Here is a 19,387-nt window from a genome sequence, read left to right on the forward strand (position 1 = left end):
CGTTTTTAACCATTCGCCAATAGCATTCCCAATGCGACAATAAATGGCAAATCGTTCGTTTTGAAACCCGCATTGCTAACTCAATCACGCTACGCGATCGCTCTTCACACTAGCAGCCCTGATCTAGGGTTGGCAATTAGCAACTTTACAGGCGACTCACGCCAACAGGTTTGGCAATTAGGACGCGATCTCTCAACTCACCTACATCAGCATTTGTCCGATTTTTTGGCTCCGCAGACCTGGGTAGATCTAGCATTTGTCGCTGTCGCAACCGGGCCTGGTGGTTTTACCGGAACGCGCATCGGCGTAGTCACTGCGAGAACTTTGGCACAGCAATTACAGATTCCCCTATTTGGAGTGTCAAGTTTAGCCGCGATCGCCTACACTCATGCCGAGACTGAAGGCACGATCGCCGTGCAGATGCCAGCCCAGCGCGGAGAGCTATACGCCGCAATCTATCAAACTTCTTCAGCAGGGCTGACGGCCCTGGTTCCAGATCTCGTACTCACTGGCTCAGTTTGGCAGCAGATGCTTTCAGCCTTAAGCGTGCCCTATCAATTAATTGAGGCAGAAGCTGACCAAGGTGGGCGTGTCACCACGGTGCTTAAACTCGCCCACCAACACTGGCAACAAGGCGATCGCCCCAACTGGTCAGAGGTGCTTCCGTTTTATGGTCAGCACCCCGTTCAGCACTGACCACAAACACTATCCTCTCAAACCTGTGAAGCGCTAAGAATGCTACAAAGGATGTGCTGTGGCAGCGTCTTTCTAGAGACGGGTTCTTATGATGGATACCTACTCCCTTCAACGGCTTCAGGCAACGCTGATTACGCCCGAAAGCTTTCAACCCTATGGTCAGGTGATTAGCGCTTCAGAAGATGGCAAACCCTTTGACGATCGCGATGCCCAACTACAGATTCAAAACGGCATTCCTCGGTTTTATATTATGCGATTGCCCGATCGGGGTCGTAAGTTTCACCATATTACTCGCCACAAGCTGTGCACTCAATGTTTGGGATCGCTCAACGGCAAAGATTGGCTGATGGCAGTTGCCATAGGGGTCAATGATCATCCTGAGCTAGAAAGCCTCAAAGCCTTTCGCATTCCTGGCAATTGCTTCATTAAGCTAAACGTGGGCACCTGGCATGCCGGGCCTCATTTTGATGCCAGTGCTTTAGAGTTCTATAATCTGGAACTCAGCGACACGAATATCAGTGACCACGAAACCTGCGATTTGCTAGAAACCTACCATGTAGAGTATGAGATTATTTAGAATCGTGATTAGATTAATACTCAAACTTGTGTGAGGAACCGTGTCCTCATGCGGATTTGTCACATTCACAAATCAAATGGGTATCAATCGAGGTATAGCTGAAACGCTTCTGCCACTACTCTGACATTCGGTTCCTCCAACATTCCGACGTGATCGCCCGGAATTTCATGAACCTCGACTCCTCCAGCCGCAAACTCAGCCCAGCCCGATCGCGGGTCAGCGCCAAACTTAATGCTGACTTGCTGATCTTGTGCCCGCAGAAAAACGATTCGACCCGGATAGACTTGGGGAGCGTAGACATCGTTTGCGCCTGAGTTCTTATGCGCGTAGAGAATATCTTCTAACGCCTCTGGGAAGGGACGATTGCGGGCGCGATAACCCCACTGATAGACTTCTGCCAATGCTGGGTATTTGAGAGTCCGTTCTAACCATTCCTTTTTAAGCTTCTCTGAAACTTGGGTCAGAGTCATCTGCAAAAGCTGCTGAGAATAGGCAATGAGGCGCGACTGTAACGGCAATTTCCTAACCACTGTTAAAGGCGCAAGCGTATCTAACAGTGCCAGCAACGCGACTTCTTGTCCTTGCGCTTGAAGCTGTTGGGCCATCTCAAACGCGATCGTCCCTCCAAACGATATGCCCATTAGATGATAAGGGCCCTGGGGCTGCACGGTCTGCATCTGCTGAATGTAGTGAGTGACCAGGGCTTTAACCTCATTTGGCGGAGCATCGGGCTGATCGCTCACTTGGGCAGCCAGCCCATAAACAGGTTGGTCTAACCCTAAGTGCCTTGCTAGGGGGCGACAGAAACTCAGTCCTCTTCCTAAAACGTGGATTGCGAATAGGGGCCGCTTAGAGCCATTGGGTTGAATCGGTGCGATCGCCGAACCCGATATCACCTTTTCTGGCTGCTGAAGCAAGATTGCCTGCTGCTCGATGGTAGGCGATTGAAAGATCGCCGCAACTGGCAACCGTTGCCCGAAGGTTTTCTCAATCTGATTCACTAGGTTGACTGCGAGTATTGAATGACCACCCAACTCAAAAAAGTTATCGGTGATGCCGATCGCGGTGATTCCTAATATCCGTTGCCAAAGTTCTGCAAGCTGACTTTGAATCGCAGTCTGAGGAGCCACAAATGCTTTTGCATCGGTTCGAGTGGCTTCTGGGACTGGAAGGGCGCGGCGATCGACCTTGCCGTTTTGAGTCAACGGAATTAGATCGAGGAACACGATCGCCGATGGCACCATATATTCGGGAAGTTTTTCTCGCAGAAAGTTGCGAAGATCGTTAATAGTCGGTGGGTGCCCATCTGCACTCACAACATAGGCAACGAGCCGTTTGTCTCCAGGCTGATCTTCTCGTGCCATGACCACCGAGTCTGTGATGGCAGGATGCTGAGACAGCACAGCTTCAATTTCACCTAACTCAATGCGAAAGCCCCGAATCTTAACTTGATGGTCAATCCGACCGAGAAACTCAATATTGCCATCAGGAAAAAACCGCGCTAGATCTCCAGTGCGATAAAGACGAGATGATGAACTCAAAGGATTCGCAATAAATCGTTCTGCGGTTTTATCGGGGTCGGTGTAGCCCGATGCTAGACAATCGCCGCCGATATAAAGTTCGCCAGTGACTCCGATCGGGCAGGGGTTAAAGCCAGCATCCAAAACGTAATATTGAGCATTCTGAATGGGTTTGCCGTAAGGAATGCTTGCCCAATTGGGGTTAACGTCACCAATGCGATAGAAATTTGACCAAACCGTTGCCTCGGTCGCGCCGCCTAGCGAGACGACTTCAACCCCTGGAAAAGTCTCTTTAAGGGCATCGGGAAGCGTGACTGGAACCCAATCTCCGCTCATAAAGACCAATCGCAGGGCGCTTTTCTGAGGTGCGATCGTGGAGAAAAATGGCGCTAATTGCTGCAAAGCGGGTGGGGCAGAATCCCAAAACGTAATGGGTTCGTTTTGCAAGATGGTCAGCATTGCTTGCGGATCTCGCACCTCTTCGCTAGAGACGACTCGAATCGAGCCACCTGCTGCCAGCAACCCAAACACGTCATAAACCGACAAGTCAAAGCATAGGGATGTGATGAACAAAACTCGATCGCAAGCGTTAACCTGAAACGTGCGATTGACCCACTCGATCAAGTTAATCACTGGCTTGTGTCGGACAACGACTCCTTTGGGCGTTCCGGTTGAGCCAGATGTGAAAATGACGTAAGCCGTATCATCGGGACTGCTTTGTCTGGGCAGATTATGAGTCGGCAACTGACGCAGAGCAGACGGCTCCCAAACTTCTAGAGGAGTGGACAGTGCAACGGATGGAGTCTCGGCGGTCGCGTCTAGACAAATCAAATGCGCTAGATCAGGAAGCTGTGGCTGAAGTTCTTCAAAGGTCGATCGGTGAATGGGTTGCGAGACCACGCAGCGAACTGACAGCGACTCTAAAATCCACTGCACTCTCGCGTTAGGAAATGTTGGCTCTAGAGGAATGTATGCACCGCCCGCCTTGAGAATTCCTAGCAGCGCCGGAATCATCTCTAAGCCTCGGTTCAGATAAACACCCACAAAATCGCCCGCCCCGATGCCTAACTGCTTGAGGTGGTGCGCTAATTGATTGGCTTGCTGGTTTAGTTCTCTATAAGTGAGAGTGTGCGTTCCATAGACAACGGCGATCGCGTCAGGAGTCTGTTTGGCTTTGGCTTCAAACAGTTCATGCAGACAGCGATCTTGAGCATAGGCGGCGGCGGTGTCGTTCCATTCTGATAGAAGCTGATGGCGTTCGGCGATGGTGAGCAATGGCAACTCAGCCAGCCGTTGAGAAGGGTGGGCAACCATGCCTTCTAGCATTGTTTGAAGATGACCGAGCATTCGCTGAACGGCGGCTTGATCAAATCGAGTCCGATCGTAGGAAATCTTGAGCGTTAACTCTGATCCCAAACAAGCAATCAGCACGAGGGGAAAAGATGGCTGCTCTAGAAGCCGAATCTCTCGATTTTGCCAGTTTCCACCCTGCTGCTGAAGCCGATCGTTGAGGTCATAGCTTTCAAACATCACGATGCTTTCAAACAAAGACACCCCTGGCGAGATTTCGCTCCAAGTTTGCACCTGAACGAGGGGCGTGTGTTCGTGAGGGCGGATGGCAAGGTGTTGCGATCGCAATTCTTTCAACCACGGCACTAGAGAAGTGTCAGGGTCAATCTTGACTCGAACGGGCAGTGTGTTGATCAACAGTCCTACCATCGATTCGGCACCCGCAACCGTCGATTTTCGGCAGGCTCTCGTTGCGCCAAACACCACATCTGGCTCACCCCTATATCGGCTCAACAGCAGCGCCCAGGCACCTTGCACGATCGTGTTAAGCGTCACCTGAGATTGATCAGCAAATGACTTTAACCCAGTCGTCAACTCGCCAGACAGCCGAATCTTGGCTTCGTCGTGTCCGACTTCGGATTGCAGTTGATTTGACGCTTGGGCAGATAAAAGCGGAGTTGGGTTCTGAAAGCCCTTCAGCAGTTGTTGCCAAAAGCTTTGAGAGGCTGAGAAATCTTGCTGTTGCGTCCACTCGATGTAGTCGCGATAGGGGCGCGGACTCTCTAAAGATAAGCTGTCACCTTTGCAAAACGCCTCATAAAATGCAAACACTTCTTGCAGCACCAATGGGAACGATCGCCCGTCTAGCAAGATGTGATGGAACGTCCAGATAAACTGATAGTCAGCGTCTGCTAATCTAAACAACGCAAACCGCATTAGAGGCTCGTGATTGAGAGATTGAGTCAGGTCAAACCCTTGTTGACGATCGTGCTTTAAGTAAGCAGCTAGACGATCGCGTTGCTCATTTGGAGTGTCACTCCGCCAATCTTGTTGTTTAAGTGGAAGTCTGACCCACTCATGCACGACCTGAGTCGGCTCGTGGGTGCTGTCCCATGCAAAGCGGGTTCTCAGAATGGGATGACGTTCTACTGTGCAATTCCAGGCTTTGAGAAACTTTTGCGCGTTGATCGCTTCTGGCAACCCACACACCATCTGCTCAATGTCAATTCCCGATCGAGGCTGATATAAGCTGTGAAACAGTATTCCTTGCTGCATCGAAGACAGTGGATAAGTCTCTTCGACCTTTTCTTCAAACATTGGCGCACCTTGTGCGGCTTGTGCGGCTGCGATCGGTTCTCTTCTAATCGTTGGGTAAGCTGTTAGCTGATGGCTCGTTTCGTCTGACTTAAGGGGATTTGATAAAACTTTTTTACTTGCGCTCACAGGTGACGACCTCGTTAAATCCAGGTAAACAAAGCAGCAATGAATATCCGAACATTTGCTGAGTGAAAATTTAAGGGCAGTTAAGCGCTAAAACATCTGATGGCTTAAAGGTTTTTTTTAATCGCTACTGCGGAATATTAGGGGGGTTGTCAATTCGTTTTGAACATCAAAAACTCAGTAGAATTTACTAACTCGTGTTGGTATCAATTATTGTTAATTGATGATCATAATCAAACTTCTATACAGAGGATTTCACTCAATCTTCACCGTTGTAGAGAAGTGTTAGTAACAAGGTTTACTTGACTTAAGTAACCTTTGCCTGATCTTAACTACTGAACTACCAGCGATCGCTCTTAGATCGGTATAGTTTCCCCAGAGTTAGGATGGTTTACTTTTATGAAAGCTACGTGAATTATCTGTAAATTTACTGACTTAGCCTTGCGATCGTATCTGACATTCAAGTAGAAATAGAGTCATCACTGGACATAAGTTTTTTAGATTAACGAGAGCTTGCAAAAACTGTTTCTCGATCGGGTTACTTCTAATCGCTAACCATCGACCTAACCTCTTTGCCGAAGGGGATTAGGTCTTTTTTGTTGTTCCAGGATTGTTTTTACGATCGATCCCTTACTTTCGACAGAGGAGGCATGGGGGTTGGAAGGTTAGGGTTAGTCGGAATATTCGCGAAAGTATATTGATTTAGGCTGACTAAACCCTGTTCAGCCAGGTCTTTTGTTGGGTTAAACTTGTGCAAACGCTTAGTGATTGCGATTTGACCTAACTTACAAAGCACATCAATTTAGGAACGATTTATGACTTCAAAAAATAGTCAAAAGACAGTCAAGATCCTTGCTGGCATTGCCGGAGTTTTGGGCACCAGCGCCTTGTTGGGTCTGCCCTCCCTAGCTTTGATCCGTTCTCAGTCGTCACAAACTACGCAACCTCAACCACTCTTATCTCAATCTTCAGGAGGTAGCACAGGTGGAGCTTCTAATGGTGGCACTGGCTCAAGTGGTTCAATGACTCCGGGTAGTGGAGTTGGGGGAACGGGAACTCCTAGCACAGGCGGAATGTCTAGCCCTGGGATGGGCGGCTCGAATGGGGGAACGGGAACGACTAACACCACAACTCCAGGCGCGGATGGAGTATTCAGTCCGGGCACGGGTGCAGGCGGGACGATGGGCGGAACCGGAACGACTAATACCACGACTCCGGGTGCAGGCACATTCAGTCCGGGCACGGGTGCAGGCGGGACGACTAACACCACGACTCCGGGTGCAGGTACTGGTAATTTTGGCACGGGCACAGATGGCTCTACGGGCGGAACCGGGACGACTGACACCACGACTCCGGGCACAGGTGGAGTATTGAGTCCGGGAACGGGCACGACTGATAGCACGGGCACGACTGGGGGAACGGGCACGACTGATACCACGATTCCAAACACGGGCACAGGCGGGACGACCAACGGAACGACTGGCGGCGTAAGAGCGCTCTGGTAGGGTAGAGTGTTTGGCGATCGAGAGATTGTAAACTCAGTCGTGCTCGTTGCTCCGAAAGCTCACCCGGAACTCAAGTTCTGGGCTAATAGCGGAAGTCCATTGAAATGGACTAAAACTCTGGTTTCTCTGATTTAGTGCTCTTCAGAGCACTTTCGCTATGAGCCAGGAAATTCACTTCCGGGTGGGCTGCACCGAAGCAATATGGCATAAGATATTGGGCATACGCGATCGAGGTGCGATCCGTAGCGCTCACACGCGGACGCGGCAAGATTCAAAGTCCCTCCGATGTTGGGTGAGGTTGGGTCAAAGCATCTTATATTTAATTCTACTTAGCTACTTAGCTGCTGAACAAAGCAGCGATCGCGGTTATGAAAAAATATTTCTCTAAACCTTCGTATCTATTTTTTGTTGCAGCAGGGTTAGCGTTGGCGCTGCAAACGTCACTGATTCTGAGATCTAAAGTTCACCCCGATCGCGTTTCTCAGGTTCCACAACCTCCCGCTATTTCAACAACTCCGACTCCTCTAGCTTCACCTCAAGTTGCTCCAGATTTAACCCCGCGTTTGGTGATCAGCCTTAGCAATCGTCGCGTCACTCTCTATTCAGGTAAAACTCAGATTAAGAGTTATCCGATCGCGGTGGGTCGTGCAGGTTGGGAAACACCGACGGGCGAGTTTAAGGTGATGGATATGCAGCAAAACCCGACCTGGATCAATCCATTCACCGGAAAGCCGATCGCCAGTGGTGATCCTAAAAATCCGTTGGGTGCCTACTGGATTGGATTTTGGACAGATGGCAATAACTGGATCGGCTTTCACGGTACGCCAGAGGCTAACTCTGTGGGTCAAGCGGCATCGCACGGCTGCATTCGGATGTATAACCGAGATATTGAAGCGCTCTTTCAACAAGTGAGCCTTGGCACCTCTGTGCGCGTGGTGCCTTAACCAAGAAGTTTATTAGGATTTACCGAAAGAGAATAACCAGGCTGTACCCTATGCAAGGGCACGATCGTTCTTTAGAAAACCGGATCAGTTTGAGCAGGCAAATCACTATGCCTGGCTCTGGTCTGAACATTTAGAACGCTCCTCAATTGCAAAGTTGGATAAGGAAACAGACATGGTTTTACCCGGAAGTGGCCACGGCATGGCAGCAGGCATGGCGGCACTACAGCTCTTCTATAACCTCTCGACCGGATTATGGAATTCAACCAACTGGTGGAATTCTGCAAACGCATTAGAAACAACGATCGATTACTCTGCGGCTACTAAAACGATAACTTATCGGGGCAATATCTTTAACACGTTTGAGAAAAACAAAAACAGTCGATTTCTCAATCCCTGGTTTTATGATGATCAGGGCTGGTGGGCACTCACTTGGATCAAAGCTTATGATCTGACAGGTGAAACACGCTATTTAAACATGGCGAAGACAATTTTTAATGACATGAAGCAGGGTTGGGATTCGACCTGTGGCGGTGGCGTTTGGTGGCATAAGAAACGAGAATATAAAAATGCGATCACAAACGAGTTATTTTTAACAGTTGCAGCCCGATTGCATCTAAGAACGCCAGGAGACAAAGGAGCAGGAAGTTATTTAGATTGGGCAAAGCAAGAATGGAAATGGTTTAAGAAAACCAAGATGATCAATCAGAAAAATCTCGTGAATGACGGAATCAACAACGCTTGTAAAAATAACGGACAAACCACCTGGACTTATAATCAAGGCGTGATTTTAGGCGGTTTAGTCGATCTTTATAAAAGCACGAACGACAAAGAATTGTTGACTCAGGCACACGCGATCGCTGAGGCGGCAATCACTCATTTAGCGCCCAACGGAGTCTTGCAAGAGCCATGTGATCCAGCAAACTGCGGTGAGGATGCTCCGCAGTTTAAGGGCATCTTTATGAAGAACTTGGCTTATCTCTATCAGACTTCTCCTAAACCAAAATATAAGAAGTTTATTACTGAGAACGCTCGATCGATCTGGTGGCAAAGCCGCAACCATCTCAACCAGTTTGGGTTTAGCTGGGCAGAAGAGTTTGACATCGCAGATGCAGCGCGGCAAAGTGCTGCACTCGACACGTTGAATGCAGCATTTTTGTTAACCAATCAACGTCGTGCTGATAATGCTAATAATGCTGATAACGAGCAGCGTCAAGACTTAGCAGATAATTCGAGCGAACCCGATCGCTTAACCGCAGATCGAAACCAGCAATGGCAAGCTTTCAACGTGAACCTGAATGAATTTGATCACTACAATCTAGTTCTTAGCAACGTGTTTGAAGACGGATTATTAACTTTGCAACCATCGCTAGCAGAGCTACCCTGGTCGGGTACGAATGCGCTAAATTTGCCCTCACCCTTTCCAAAAGATTGAGCTTGCAGCAGATTTAACTGACTCTCCAATGTCTCTCAAAGTTTGGGCGATCGGGGCTTGGTGGTGCAAAAACACTCGCGCACAGTTGCGTCCCGGCATTCCTGAAATTGAGCCGCCGGGGTGAGTGCCTGCGCCCGTTAAAAATAGACCCTCGATCGGAGTTTTATAGTTTGCTAACTCTGGCAACGGACGGAAAAAAATCATCTGATCAAGCGTCATATCAATGTGATAATAATTGCCTTTGAGTGCGCCTAAGCGATCGCTCAACTCTGCCGGACTTTCGACCCGCCGCGCGATCGTCGCTTTTTTCACATTTGGCGCATAGTCTGCAAGTTTATCGATCACGCGATCGGCAACTCGATTCTTGATTTCATCGGTCCAGCCTGTGCCGTTGAGTCCGGTTCCTGCTGCGCCTTCGATTTGGTAGGGGGCAAAAAATTCGATCCAAAGCGTGTGTTTGCCTTCGGGTGCCATTGTCGGGTCGAGCATTGTCGGCTGCACAATATACATCGATGGATCGGCATCGGGAATTCTGCCGATCGCCGGATCGGTGTGAGCAATTTCAACGTGTTTAACAGAATCTGCAATCAAAATCGAGCCGATTAGAAATTCATCTTGATGCTGATATTGCTCAAATTTCAACGGTTCTGACATTGCTAGATCGATTTTGAGAATTGTCTCATTGTTGTTGACGATGCGACGATCTAAGCGATCGCGCAACTCTGAATCGGCTTGATTAACATCGTTTTCGTCTACCAGATGCAAAAACAATCGTTTTGCGTCGATGTTAGAAATCACGCCTCGCGTCGCTCGATATTCAGTTCCGTTGTCAAGTCGCACTCCCACGGCTCGACCATCATCGACTAAAACCTGCTTGACTTGCTGATCGGTGAGAATTTCGCCGCCCAAACTTTTCACCCGTTTGACCAACGCCTCAACCAGCGCACCCGTTCCGCCTTTGGGTCGCGCCATGCCGGGATGGTGGCGCATTGACATCATCATCACGCCGATCGCCAAATTTTTCTGTGACGGCGGCGCACTTAATTCAGCCGCTAATCTCGCGAGTGGAGCTTTGACAATTTCGGTGTCAAACCACTCATTGAGAATATCTTCTGCACTCGTCAGCATCGTGCGAACAAAATCTAGCGCTTTGTTAGAAGAACCGACGATCGAGAAGAAATCTTTGAGTTTTTTGAGGTCATAATTGCCCAAAATATCGATAACCGACTTGGGCGGTGCGTTAAACATGGGAGTCATGGCGTTAATTGTCCGCCCCCACATATCGGTAAACTCTGCATATTTTTTGGCATCACGATCGCTATATCTCGCAATCTCCGCACAGGTTTTCTCAACCGATCGGTGCGCCAAAAAATACTTCCCGTCAGGGTGCGGACAAAAAACGACCGGATCGCAAAACAGATATTCCAGCCCGTATTTAGTCAGTTCTAACTCTTCGACTACTGGACCTAGATGAATAAATTCATGGTCGATCGCACAGAGATTAAATTTGAAACCTGGCGCACGATCGGGCATGGCTTCTTCAGTAGTTGCGGCTCCACCGGGAACTGGGCGCTTTTCTAACAGCAACACGCTGTAACCCGCTTTCAGCAGATAGGCTGCACAGACCAGACCGTTGTGACCTGCACCAATCATGATCACATCATAAGATTGCATTAATTTGCTCCACTTTGTTGTTATCCAGAAAATCGCGAACTCGATTCCACACTTGTTCTAAAAGATCAGGGCGATCGGCATCAAACCACTCAATACTAGAATCTGCCCGGAACCAGGTGCGCTGACGTTTGGCAAATTGACGAGTGTGTAGCACGATCAGTTTTTCTGCTTCTAATAGAGAAATGTCGCCGTTAAGATACTGCTTCATTTCGGCATATCCCAATGTCTCTAATAGGGGTATTTCGCCGTATTTTTCACACAGCGTTTTCACTTCTGTTGCAAATCCCACTTCTAGCATTTGTCGGGTGCGTTGCTCAATGCGGCGATCGCCCACCTCAACACTTTCACAATCTAACCCGATCTGAAGAATCGGATAACTGGGTGGATATTCTCCCTGCTGCTCGGTGATCGGGCGACCCGTGACGTAATAAACCTCCAGCGCTCTTAGCGTCCGCACCTGATCATGGGCGTGAATGCGGTGTGCAGACGGTGGATCGACTTGTTGCAAGAAGGCGTAGAGTTGGGGCTGTCCAAGGGTTTGAAGCTGCGATCGCAGCCCCATCTGCGGCGCAACTTTAGGAATTTTTAAGCCGCGCACGATCGACTTTATATGGAGTCCCGTGCCGCCCACCAAAAGTTTAGGACCCGGCGTTTGGATCAGTGCCTGCGCTAACCCTTGATATTGGGCTAGGGTTAAGGTTTCGATCGGCTCACAAATATCAATCAGCGCGTGCGGAACTAGTTTCTGCTCTGAAAGGGTTGGTTTTGCAGTTCCGATGTTAAACTCTCGATACACTTGCCGCGAATCGGCGCTGAGAATACTTGCATTTAACCACAGCGCTAAAGAAATCGCCAAGCTAGATTTTCCCGTTGCAGTCGCTCCACAAACTACAATGAGGAATGGTACGGGTGTATTATTAGATAAAAAGATTGGCTCAAAATTTGGTTCTTGGGGCAAAATAGGCTGATCCATCCCTCTAATAAACTTCGCTTGATAGTGGCTCAAAATCGCTTATAAGCCTTTTGTGTTAGAATTTATATAGATTCTATCCTCTGAATCCATTAGAGAGTTTCAGACCGCCCATTGGAGCGCTTCAACTATGACGACAAATTACGGTGCTGATCAGATTCAAGTCCTCGAAGGTCTTGAGCCTGTTCGTAAGCGACCGGGAATGTATATTGGCACTACAGGTCCGCGAGGACTTCACCACCTAGTTTACGAGGTTGTAGACAACTCGGTTGACGAAGCGCTGGCGGGCTATTGCAAAAACATTCAAGTCGCCCTCAACGAAGATGGCTCAGTGTCAGTCACAGACGACGGGCGCGGCATTCCGACCGACATTCACCCTCGAACCGGGAAGTCTGCTCTCGAAACGGTGATGACCATCCTTCACGCGGGCGGCAAGTTTGGCGGCGGTGGATATAAAGTCTCCGGCGGTTTGCACGGAGTCGGGATCTCGGTCGTCAACGCCCTTTCTGAATGGGTAGAAGTCACGGTTTGGCGTGAGAAAAAAGTCCATACTCAACGCTTTGAGCGCGGCATTGCGATCGGCGAACTGAAGATAAAACCCAGTCCTGAACCAGAGCGCACTGGCACGTCTGTCTCATTCCTGCCCGACTCGACAATTTTCGTCGTCGGCATTGAGTTTGACTATGCCACGATCGCCGGACGGCTCCGCGAACTCGCCTACTTAAATGGGGGCGTAAAAATCACCTTCACCGACAGTCGCCCCGCTTCTTTAGAAGACGGACAGCCCCACGTCGAAACCTACTTCTATGAAGGCGGCATTCGCGAATATATCAGCTACATGAACCGCGATAAGCAGCCTCTGCACGAGGAAGTGATCTACGTGCAGGGTGAGCGCAACAACGTTCATGTCGAAGTCTCACTGCAATGGTGCGTCGATGCCTACACCGACAATATTCTTGGTTTCGCTAACAATATTCGTACGATCGACGGTGGCACCCACTTAGAAGGTCTAAAAGCCGTTTTGACGAGAACGCTAAACGCGATCGCTCGTAAGCGCAACAAGATCAAGGAAGGTGAGCCTAATCTAGCGGGTGAAAACATCCGCGAAGGTTTGACGGGTGTGATTTCGGTCAAAGTCCCTGACCCAGAATTTGAAGGACAAACCAAGACCAAGTTGGGCAACACCGAAGTTCGCGGCATCGTCGATTCTCTAGTCGGCGAAGTGTTGACGGAGTATCTCCAGTTCCGTCCTGCCGTGTCGGATGCGATTCTCGAAAAGGCAATTCAGGCGTTTAACGCTGCTGAAGCTGCCAGACGCGCACGAGAACTCGTTCGCCGTAAGTCGGTTCTAGAATCTTCTACTCTGCCCGGAAAGCTCTCAGACTGTGCTTCTCGCGACCCCAGCGAATCTGAGATTTTTATTGTAGAAGGCGATTCGGCAGGCGGATCTGCAAAGCAGGGACGCGATCGGCGTTTCCAAGCAATCTTGCCTTTGCGCGGAAAAATTCTCAACATTGAGAAAACTGACGACTCTAAAATCTACAAAAACACCGAGATTCAAGCCCTGATTACGGCGTTGGGGCTAGGCATCAAGGGCGAAGAATTTGACTCGTCTCAACTGCGCTATCACCGCATCGTGATCATGACTGACGCAGACGTAGACGGGGCACACATTCGGACGCTGCTGCTGACCTTCTTCTATCGCTATCAGCGCTTGATGGTTGACCAAGGCTATATTTATATCGCCTGTCCGCCGCTTTATAAAATTGAGCGCGGACGCAACCACTACTACTGCTACACAGAGCGCGAACGCAATGCCCGAATTGCCGAGTTCCCTGCCAATGCAAACTACACGATTCAGCGCTTTAAAGGTCTAGGTGAAATGATGCCTCAGCAACTCTGGGACACCACCATGAACCCTGAGACGCGCACCTTCAAGCGTGTTGAGATTGAGGATGCGGCTGAAGCCGATCGCGTGTTCACGGTGCTGATGGGCGATCGAGTTGCCCCACGCCGCGAATTTATCGAAACTTACGGCTCTAAGATGAATCTGGCAGACCTGGATATCTAATTCTGATTCGCAATGAAATTAGACTAAAAGCGGCTATCTTCTAAAAATAGCTGCTTTTTATTTGGCACACTCTCCTACTCTGGTAGTCGCTACTCTGATTTTCGTTTTGACTTGGGCGGCGATCGATGTGTGCCGAAATACTTTTCACTGCGATAGCGTAGCCACACCCGCAACACTTGCGGAATCTGCTCTTTTTGTTCTTTCGTCAGCGTGTCGTAGAGGGCTAACGCGCGTTCTCGCTCTCCCCGACAGGCAGCGTTATTGTGAGCATCCCAATAGCTGCGGGCAACCCGAATCCGCCGACAGACTTCCTTAATTAGCGCTTCTCCAGTGAGCGGATTTTCCTGTTTTGCCATACTCAAGTTCTGTTGTCTAGCCGTTCGATCGTAGCTTGTCAGGCGCACAGTCTTTCTAAACTAAGACCAATATTTCTCTAGAAACGGCAACATTCCTTCAGCCAACTGTTCGGGATACTCTTCGTGCAACCCTAAAGAACCCGGCATTCGGTGAACCTGAACCCCTGAAAAATGGGCTAACACTTCCACCTCTGCACGAGATTTGGGCGGCATCTGCTCCCCAATCACCATCATCACTGGCACGGGCAACGGCTGAAACCAGTTAAACCAATCTTGCCGTTTTTTCACTGCGTCTAGAGCGCCCGTCACGAAAGCCGCCGAAGCAAATCTAGCGCCTCGCCGTTGGGTGGTCTGCCACTTTTGCTGAATCAAATCTTGTGTAATGTGTTCAGACTCAGCAAACACATGGCGACTAAGCATGAATTTTAAAAACCCACGAGTCGTGTTCAGAAAATAGAGAGCCTGCCCCACTAAAGGCAAGTTAATCAGCGTTTGTAAGACTTTGTAGAGGCGGCGATGTTCTCCCATCGCGGTGGGTAAAGGGCCGCGCCAAGTCGGAGAAACCAACACCACCCACCGCCAAGGAGCCGACGTGCTTCCTCTCGCCCGGCTTGCCAACTCCATCACATATCCGGCTGAGTGCCCTGCTGCAACGACCACCACTGGTTCAGAAAAGACCTTCTGAACAAAGCTTCGCAAAAAGGCTTCATAGAGGGCAGGCGTGTAAGCAACATGAGGGCGCGAAGACTCGCCAAACCCCACCCAGTCGATCGCGATCACTTGATATTTTTGAGACAGCAATTCTGCCAGGCCTCGCATTTCGGTGCGGCTAGACACGCTGCTGAGAGCCGGAAGCAGCAAAATAGGCTTTCCCTCTCCTAAGACTTCATAGACACCCGTGATGGGCTGATCTTTCCAAGTCCAGTGATGTTCTCGGACGCTGCCGCCAATGCCGATCGCTGAAGAAATCGTAGTTGTCGCGGCAGAATTATTGCTCATTCCGGTTCCCTCAGTCCTCAAATCTCTCAGATCATTAGCTTACACCGTGCGATACGCGGTTCTTCAAAGGGTACAAATGAGAACGGCTCTAACAAGGTGAGTGGAGAAGATCTAAATAACGAAAAATAGTCCGCAACAACCTGCTGCGGACTACAAACACACGACTAACTGTGAGAAGTGAATGATCTGAACCGTTATTGAGCCTTGCTTTGACGACGGCGTAAGAGCAGACCCGCAGCACCCAACCCGACGAGCGACAGCGTGACCGAGGGTTCAGGAACAGGCTTAACCAGGGCAGTCAAGTTCTTTTCGCCGATGTCAACCAAGAAAACCGCATCGTTAAAGTCACGATCGGAATTCTCGTTCTTGCCGCCCGTTGCGCCCTTAGCACCATAAAGGTCTTCAAAGCCCAGCAACAGATACTTTTTGTCAAAGCCATAAGCGACTAAGTGCTGAAGCCCATCCGCGTTTTGGATCGTCTGAGTGCCAAAAACGCTTGCCTTTGCTTTGCGATTTAGACCATCGGCGCGTAAGAAGAAATCGAGTTGAGAACCTCCTTTAATCTCACCGACTTTTACGCCGTCACCCAGTTTGAGCGCGTTACCGCCCCAAGCACCCATGCAGCCAGCACCCGCGCAAGAGATGTCTTTGAACAGCAGCCCCTCGGTCTTGGTTTTCCCGGCTGACGTGAACGCTAACTGATTTCTGTAGCCTGCACCTTCATTGATGAAGAAAGCAGACACGTTGTAATCATATTTCAGCCCTAGCTTGCTAGAGTCGAGTTGAAACTGCCCACTGTTAGGAATGGCAACGCCTTCTTTTTGCACAAACTTCTGGTAGGGTGCATCGTTAAAGCCAGTTTGACTTTTGCCATAAATGGTGGGTTGGGGCTTATCCCAAACAGAGCTAGACGATGACAAAGCGGTGGCTGGGGCGATTTGAGAGAAGGCTCCGGTGATAGCGGCTGCCGTGATAAATAGACTAGTTGCGAGTTTTGGGTTCATAAAATTTGTAGATAACGTGCAGCTAACTCTCAACTTGCTTGCATACTGAGGTGCTGTGTAACTTCTACTACTTCTAGCAGGGTTTGTATGCCATCGTCACTAGCTTTGATGATTCTTAGCCGACTCTTCACCAGAACCCCTGTCTTCTGGAAGTTATACGCATTTCTCATTAAGTTTTTAATACTAAATATTCAGCTTTTCTATGGGCTTTCCAGTATTTATACGTAGAGAAGAACAACTTACTACAGAAACTACGCATTCTTTTAGTTAGAGTTTGATAAGTTTTGATATTGCTTACTGAATCCTACGTTGAAAAAATAAGTAGTTTACAGAAGGCTCGGTGTCAATGTCTTACAAACTAGAGAGAAGTTGCGATCGCCGCAGGTCACAAAGACTCTAACTATCGATCGATGCGAAATAGCCGAGAACTCGCATACCGCCCAGGTCGGCGAATGACGTGTTTGCGAACAAACTGAGGAATATCTCCACGATGCCCCATGACTATCACAGCATCCCCTTCACTCAGAACTAACGCCTGACTGGGATGGGTAATCGTGGTGCCATCACTTTTGCGTAGCGCCACAATAATAAAAGTTCCTTTGCCGCGCACTTCAATATCTTCGATCGTGGCCCCCACCATTGGAGAGTTGTGCACGATCGCGAGTTCATCGACTTGAATATCAACTTGTGATAGCAGTTCGTTTAGACGACTGCGACCATCATCATTGCTCAGAAACTCCATAGTGGCAGGATGAGTAATCATGTGAGACATTCTCAAGGCGCTAATCGCAGCAGGCAGCACCACTTGATTGGCTCCTGCTAACCGAAGTTTTTTTTCAGTAGAAGGCAACTCGCCACGGGCAAGAATCATTAATTTAGGATTAAGCTCACGAGCGGTTAATGTGATAAAAACGTTTGCAGCATCATCGGGCAGAACTGTAGCCAAAACTTTAGCCCGATCGATACCAGCCGTATGTAATATTGCTTCATCTGTTGCATTGCCTATCCGAATTAAATAACCTGACGATTCAGCCATTGCAATCCGTTCAGCATTGTTATCAATGATCACGCAGGGAATATTAGCATCCAGCATCTTCCGTGCCAAAATTTGACCCATTCGACCAAAGCCACAAATGATTACATGTTGTTCTAACGTTTCGATGCTGCGTGTCATTCGCCTTGCTCCTAGTACTTTATTAATTTCTCCTTCTGTAATCATCTGAAAGAAACCGCCCACGATATAAACGGCTGAGGAAGTTCCTGCAACAATCACACAGATCGTGAAGACCCTCAGAGTTGTGCTTGTAATCGGATGGACTTCGCCGTAGCCTACGCCAAAAGTTGTGATCACAACCATATAAACGGCATCCATCAGTGACCAACCCGCTAGCATATAACCTGCTACAGCCGTGATCATCGTAGCGATAAAAAAGAGCGCTCCCGTGAGGATGCGTTTCAGTGATCCCTGCATGTGCGATCGCCTTAGTAAACAGCGAATAACGATGACGTAGTTGCAAAAGCATCAGTGCATTTAGACAACTAAAAAGCCATCACTTCATTCATAAACTGTTTAGGCGAGTTTTGTCTGTTTTGCAGTAGCAAGCGATCTAAAAACTCATCGTCCGCCTCTCAGCTTAAGACGCACCGATGGATTCCCAGTTTTGAGGCGTTCTCACACTTCATCAGGTAGACGAAAGGCGGACTCGATCTCTGTGGAGGTCAGGGCGATAAAATCTCTAAAATCTATGCTCCTTCAGGCTCTCGACTCTACTCGCCATGCGATCGAAATCGTCTTCAGTCAAATCACTACGCGCTTTCTATTTTTTGTTTCCTAACCAAAAATCTTCAATAAAAAGCAGCCCCTACCCGGTTTGGACTGCCTTTGTGTTAGACGATGAGCTTCTCAATCTGGATATATAATGCCGCAGTTAACTCTGGGGAACATCTTCCTAAAGGTGGATACCATAACTGCCTCTTGAACAACGTTTAACAGTTAACAACTTCAAAAATGTATTAGTCAGTACCGCGCTAAGTCAACGTTTCAGGATTAATTTGAGACGCGTTTTCGTTAGCGTCATGACTTATTTGTGGGCGCTTTGCAGTCATGTTTGGCTGTGATACTCAACGATACTCAAAGCACTAATGAAGGAGTTGGGGCCCTCACGAGAAAGACCGTTCACGTCGATCTCGATGCCTTTTATGCCTCGATCGAGCAGCGAGACAATCCTCGTTACCATCACACCTTTTACAGTGATATAGCAATTCCTGAACAGATGAAGTACATCCAAATTATTGCACTCAAGCGTTTGGAAATACTTCTAGCGAAAACATTTGAGTGAGACTCTCATAGTAGGGTTCACAGTATCTTGCTTGCTCTGGTGACAGGCAATTTCTGGTTTCTTTACGCAAGCCTGCAACCATCTGTCTGGCTAACTCCCAGCTCACATTCAAGCACGGATAGATCATGACACAGAGCGGAAACAACTCCTCCTCAAGCGCGGCTAGATTTCCTTCAAGCAGACACACCCACATATAAACCTGAAACATTTCAACGTCTCGAATGCTGGAGGTGCGGACATGGCAATCACTCAAAAGCCCTGAGTAACAAGTGTATGAAGGGTATAGCCGAATTACTTGATTGACAATTCGTACCGCAATTTCATCAACCTTTGACATGAGTTGTTGTACAGCTTGCAAGACTAAGGAGTCTTTGGAATGCCTTGCTGCTGCTCGGTAAGCCCGTTGTAAAGGCATATACAGATGGTCATCAAGCACTTTGGCATAAGTTGCAAAGCTTTCTTGCTCAACGACTGCCAGCATTTCCATCAACTGTAAGTAGCTAGGCGCAATTAAATATAAAACGCTCCAGTGAGTACTCACCCGATTGACTCCGGGATTCCATCCCCCGC

At 48.8% G+C, this 19,387-nt stretch carries 14 protein-coding genes and 1 pseudogene; 7 read left to right on the top strand and 8 right to left on the bottom strand.

What is annotated here, in order from left to right; all coding sequences use genetic code 11:
- Positions 1–72 precede the first annotated feature (72 nt).
- Together tsaB and C7B65_RS16575 are read left to right on the top strand one after the other, a co-directional pair.
- Positions 73–696 (top strand): tRNA (adenosine(37)-N6)-threonylcarbamoyltransferase complex dimerization subunit type 1 TsaB, encoded by a 624-nt coding sequence (gene tsaB, locus C7B65_RS16570; protein WP_106254070.1) that lies wholly within the window; start codon positions 73–75, stop codon positions 694–696.
- Between the two features lie 88 nt (positions 697–784).
- Positions 785–1,273: an ureidoglycolate lyase gene (locus tag C7B65_RS16575; protein WP_073073422.1), complete on the top strand. Its 489-nt coding sequence runs from the start codon at positions 785–787 to the stop codon at positions 1,271–1,273.
- Positions 1,274–1,356: 83 nt separating this feature from the next.
- Here the strand turns inward: C7B65_RS16575 and C7B65_RS16580 are convergent, their stop codons facing one another.
- Positions 1,357–5,526 carry a non-ribosomal peptide synthetase gene (locus tag C7B65_RS16580; protein WP_219898613.1) on the bottom strand — a complete coding sequence of 1,390 codons (4,170 nt, stop codon included), beginning with the start codon at positions 5,524–5,526 and terminating at the stop codon, positions 1,357–1,359.
- An 812-nt stretch (positions 5,527–6,338) separates the two neighbouring features.
- Here C7B65_RS16580 and C7B65_RS16585 point away from each other — a divergent pair.
- The 4 genes from C7B65_RS16585 (at position 6,339) to C7B65_RS16595 (ending at position 9,404) form a co-directional block, all read left to right on the top strand.
- The gene (locus C7B65_RS16585) at positions 6,339–7,028 is read left to right on the top strand and encodes a hypothetical protein (RefSeq protein WP_073073424.1); all 690 of its coding nucleotides are present in this window, start codon (positions 6,339–6,341) and stop codon (positions 7,026–7,028) included.
- Between the two features lie 157 nt (positions 7,029–7,185).
- A complete protein-coding gene (locus C7B65_RS27440) occupies positions 7,186–7,416 on the top strand; it encodes a hypothetical protein (RefSeq protein ID WP_143162070.1) in 231 nt (76 codons plus the stop codon).
- Positions 7,397–7,972, top strand: a complete 576-nt coding sequence (locus tag C7B65_RS16590) for a L,D-transpeptidase (protein WP_083583028.1) — start codon at positions 7,397–7,399, stop codon at positions 7,970–7,972. The genes C7B65_RS27440 and C7B65_RS16590 overlap by 20 nt, the downstream gene beginning before the upstream one ends.
- A 172-nt stretch (positions 7,973–8,144) precedes the next feature.
- Positions 8,145–9,404, top strand: coding sequence for a glycoside hydrolase family 76 protein (locus C7B65_RS16595; RefSeq protein WP_223257416.1), 1,260 nt, complete (start codon positions 8,145–8,147; stop codon positions 9,402–9,404).
- On the opposite strand, the gene crtO is transcribed toward C7B65_RS16595, so the two are convergent.
- Both crtO and miaA read right to left on the bottom strand, forming a co-directional pair.
- A complete protein-coding gene (gene crtO, locus C7B65_RS16600; RefSeq protein WP_073073427.1) occupies positions 9,384–11,078 on the bottom strand; it encodes a beta-carotene ketolase CrtO in 1,695 nt (564 codons plus the stop codon). The two genes, C7B65_RS16595 and crtO, sit on opposite strands and share 21 nt — an antisense overlap.
- Entirely contained in the window at positions 11,065–12,051 is a 987-nt protein-coding gene (gene miaA, locus C7B65_RS16605) for a tRNA (adenosine(37)-N6)-dimethylallyltransferase MiaA (protein ID WP_083583030.1), read from the bottom strand. Before miaA ends, crtO begins: the two co-directional genes overlap by 14 nt.
- Before the next feature lie 127 nt (positions 12,052–12,178).
- Here miaA and gyrB point away from each other — a divergent pair, with 127 nt between their 5' ends.
- Complete coding sequence (gyrB, locus tag C7B65_RS16610) at positions 12,179–14,119, top strand: DNA topoisomerase (ATP-hydrolyzing) subunit B (RefSeq protein ID WP_073073428.1); 1,941 nt, start codon at positions 12,179–12,181, stop codon at positions 14,117–14,119.
- A gap of 89 nt (positions 14,120–14,208) precedes the next feature.
- Here gyrB and C7B65_RS16615 read toward each other — a convergent pair whose 3' ends face one another.
- From C7B65_RS16615 to C7B65_RS16640, 5 genes and pseudogenes are all read right to left on the bottom strand, one after another.
- The gene (locus tag C7B65_RS16615) at positions 14,209–14,523 is read right to left on the bottom strand and encodes a Precorrin-3B methylase (RefSeq protein WP_223257417.1); all 315 of its coding nucleotides are present in this window, start codon (positions 14,521–14,523) and stop codon (positions 14,209–14,211) included.
- A 12-nt stretch (positions 14,524–14,535) separates the two neighbouring features.
- Positions 14,536–15,474, bottom strand: coding sequence for an alpha/beta fold hydrolase (locus C7B65_RS16620; protein ID WP_073073432.1), 939 nt, complete (start codon positions 15,472–15,474; stop codon positions 14,536–14,538).
- Between the two features lie 194 nt (positions 15,475–15,668).
- The gene (locus C7B65_RS16625) at positions 15,669–16,478 is read right to left on the bottom strand and encodes a DUF4114 domain-containing protein (protein ID WP_073073434.1); all 810 of its coding nucleotides are present in this window, start codon (positions 16,476–16,478) and stop codon (positions 15,669–15,671) included.
- Between the two features lie 400 nt (positions 16,479–16,878).
- Positions 16,879–17,949 (bottom strand): potassium channel family protein, encoded by a 1,071-nt coding sequence (locus C7B65_RS16630; protein ID WP_073073435.1) that lies wholly within the window; start codon positions 17,947–17,949, stop codon positions 16,879–16,881.
- 827 nt (positions 17,950–18,776) lie between these two features.
- A pseudogene (locus C7B65_RS16640) lies at positions 18,777–19,387 on the bottom strand (hypothetical protein); the annotation flags it as partial.

It is taken from the genome of Phormidesmis priestleyi ULC007 (genome assembly GCF_003003695.1).
Taxonomy (GTDB): domain Bacteria; phylum Cyanobacteriota; class Cyanobacteriia; order Leptolyngbyales; family Leptolyngbyaceae; genus Phormidesmis_A; species Phormidesmis_A priestleyi_A.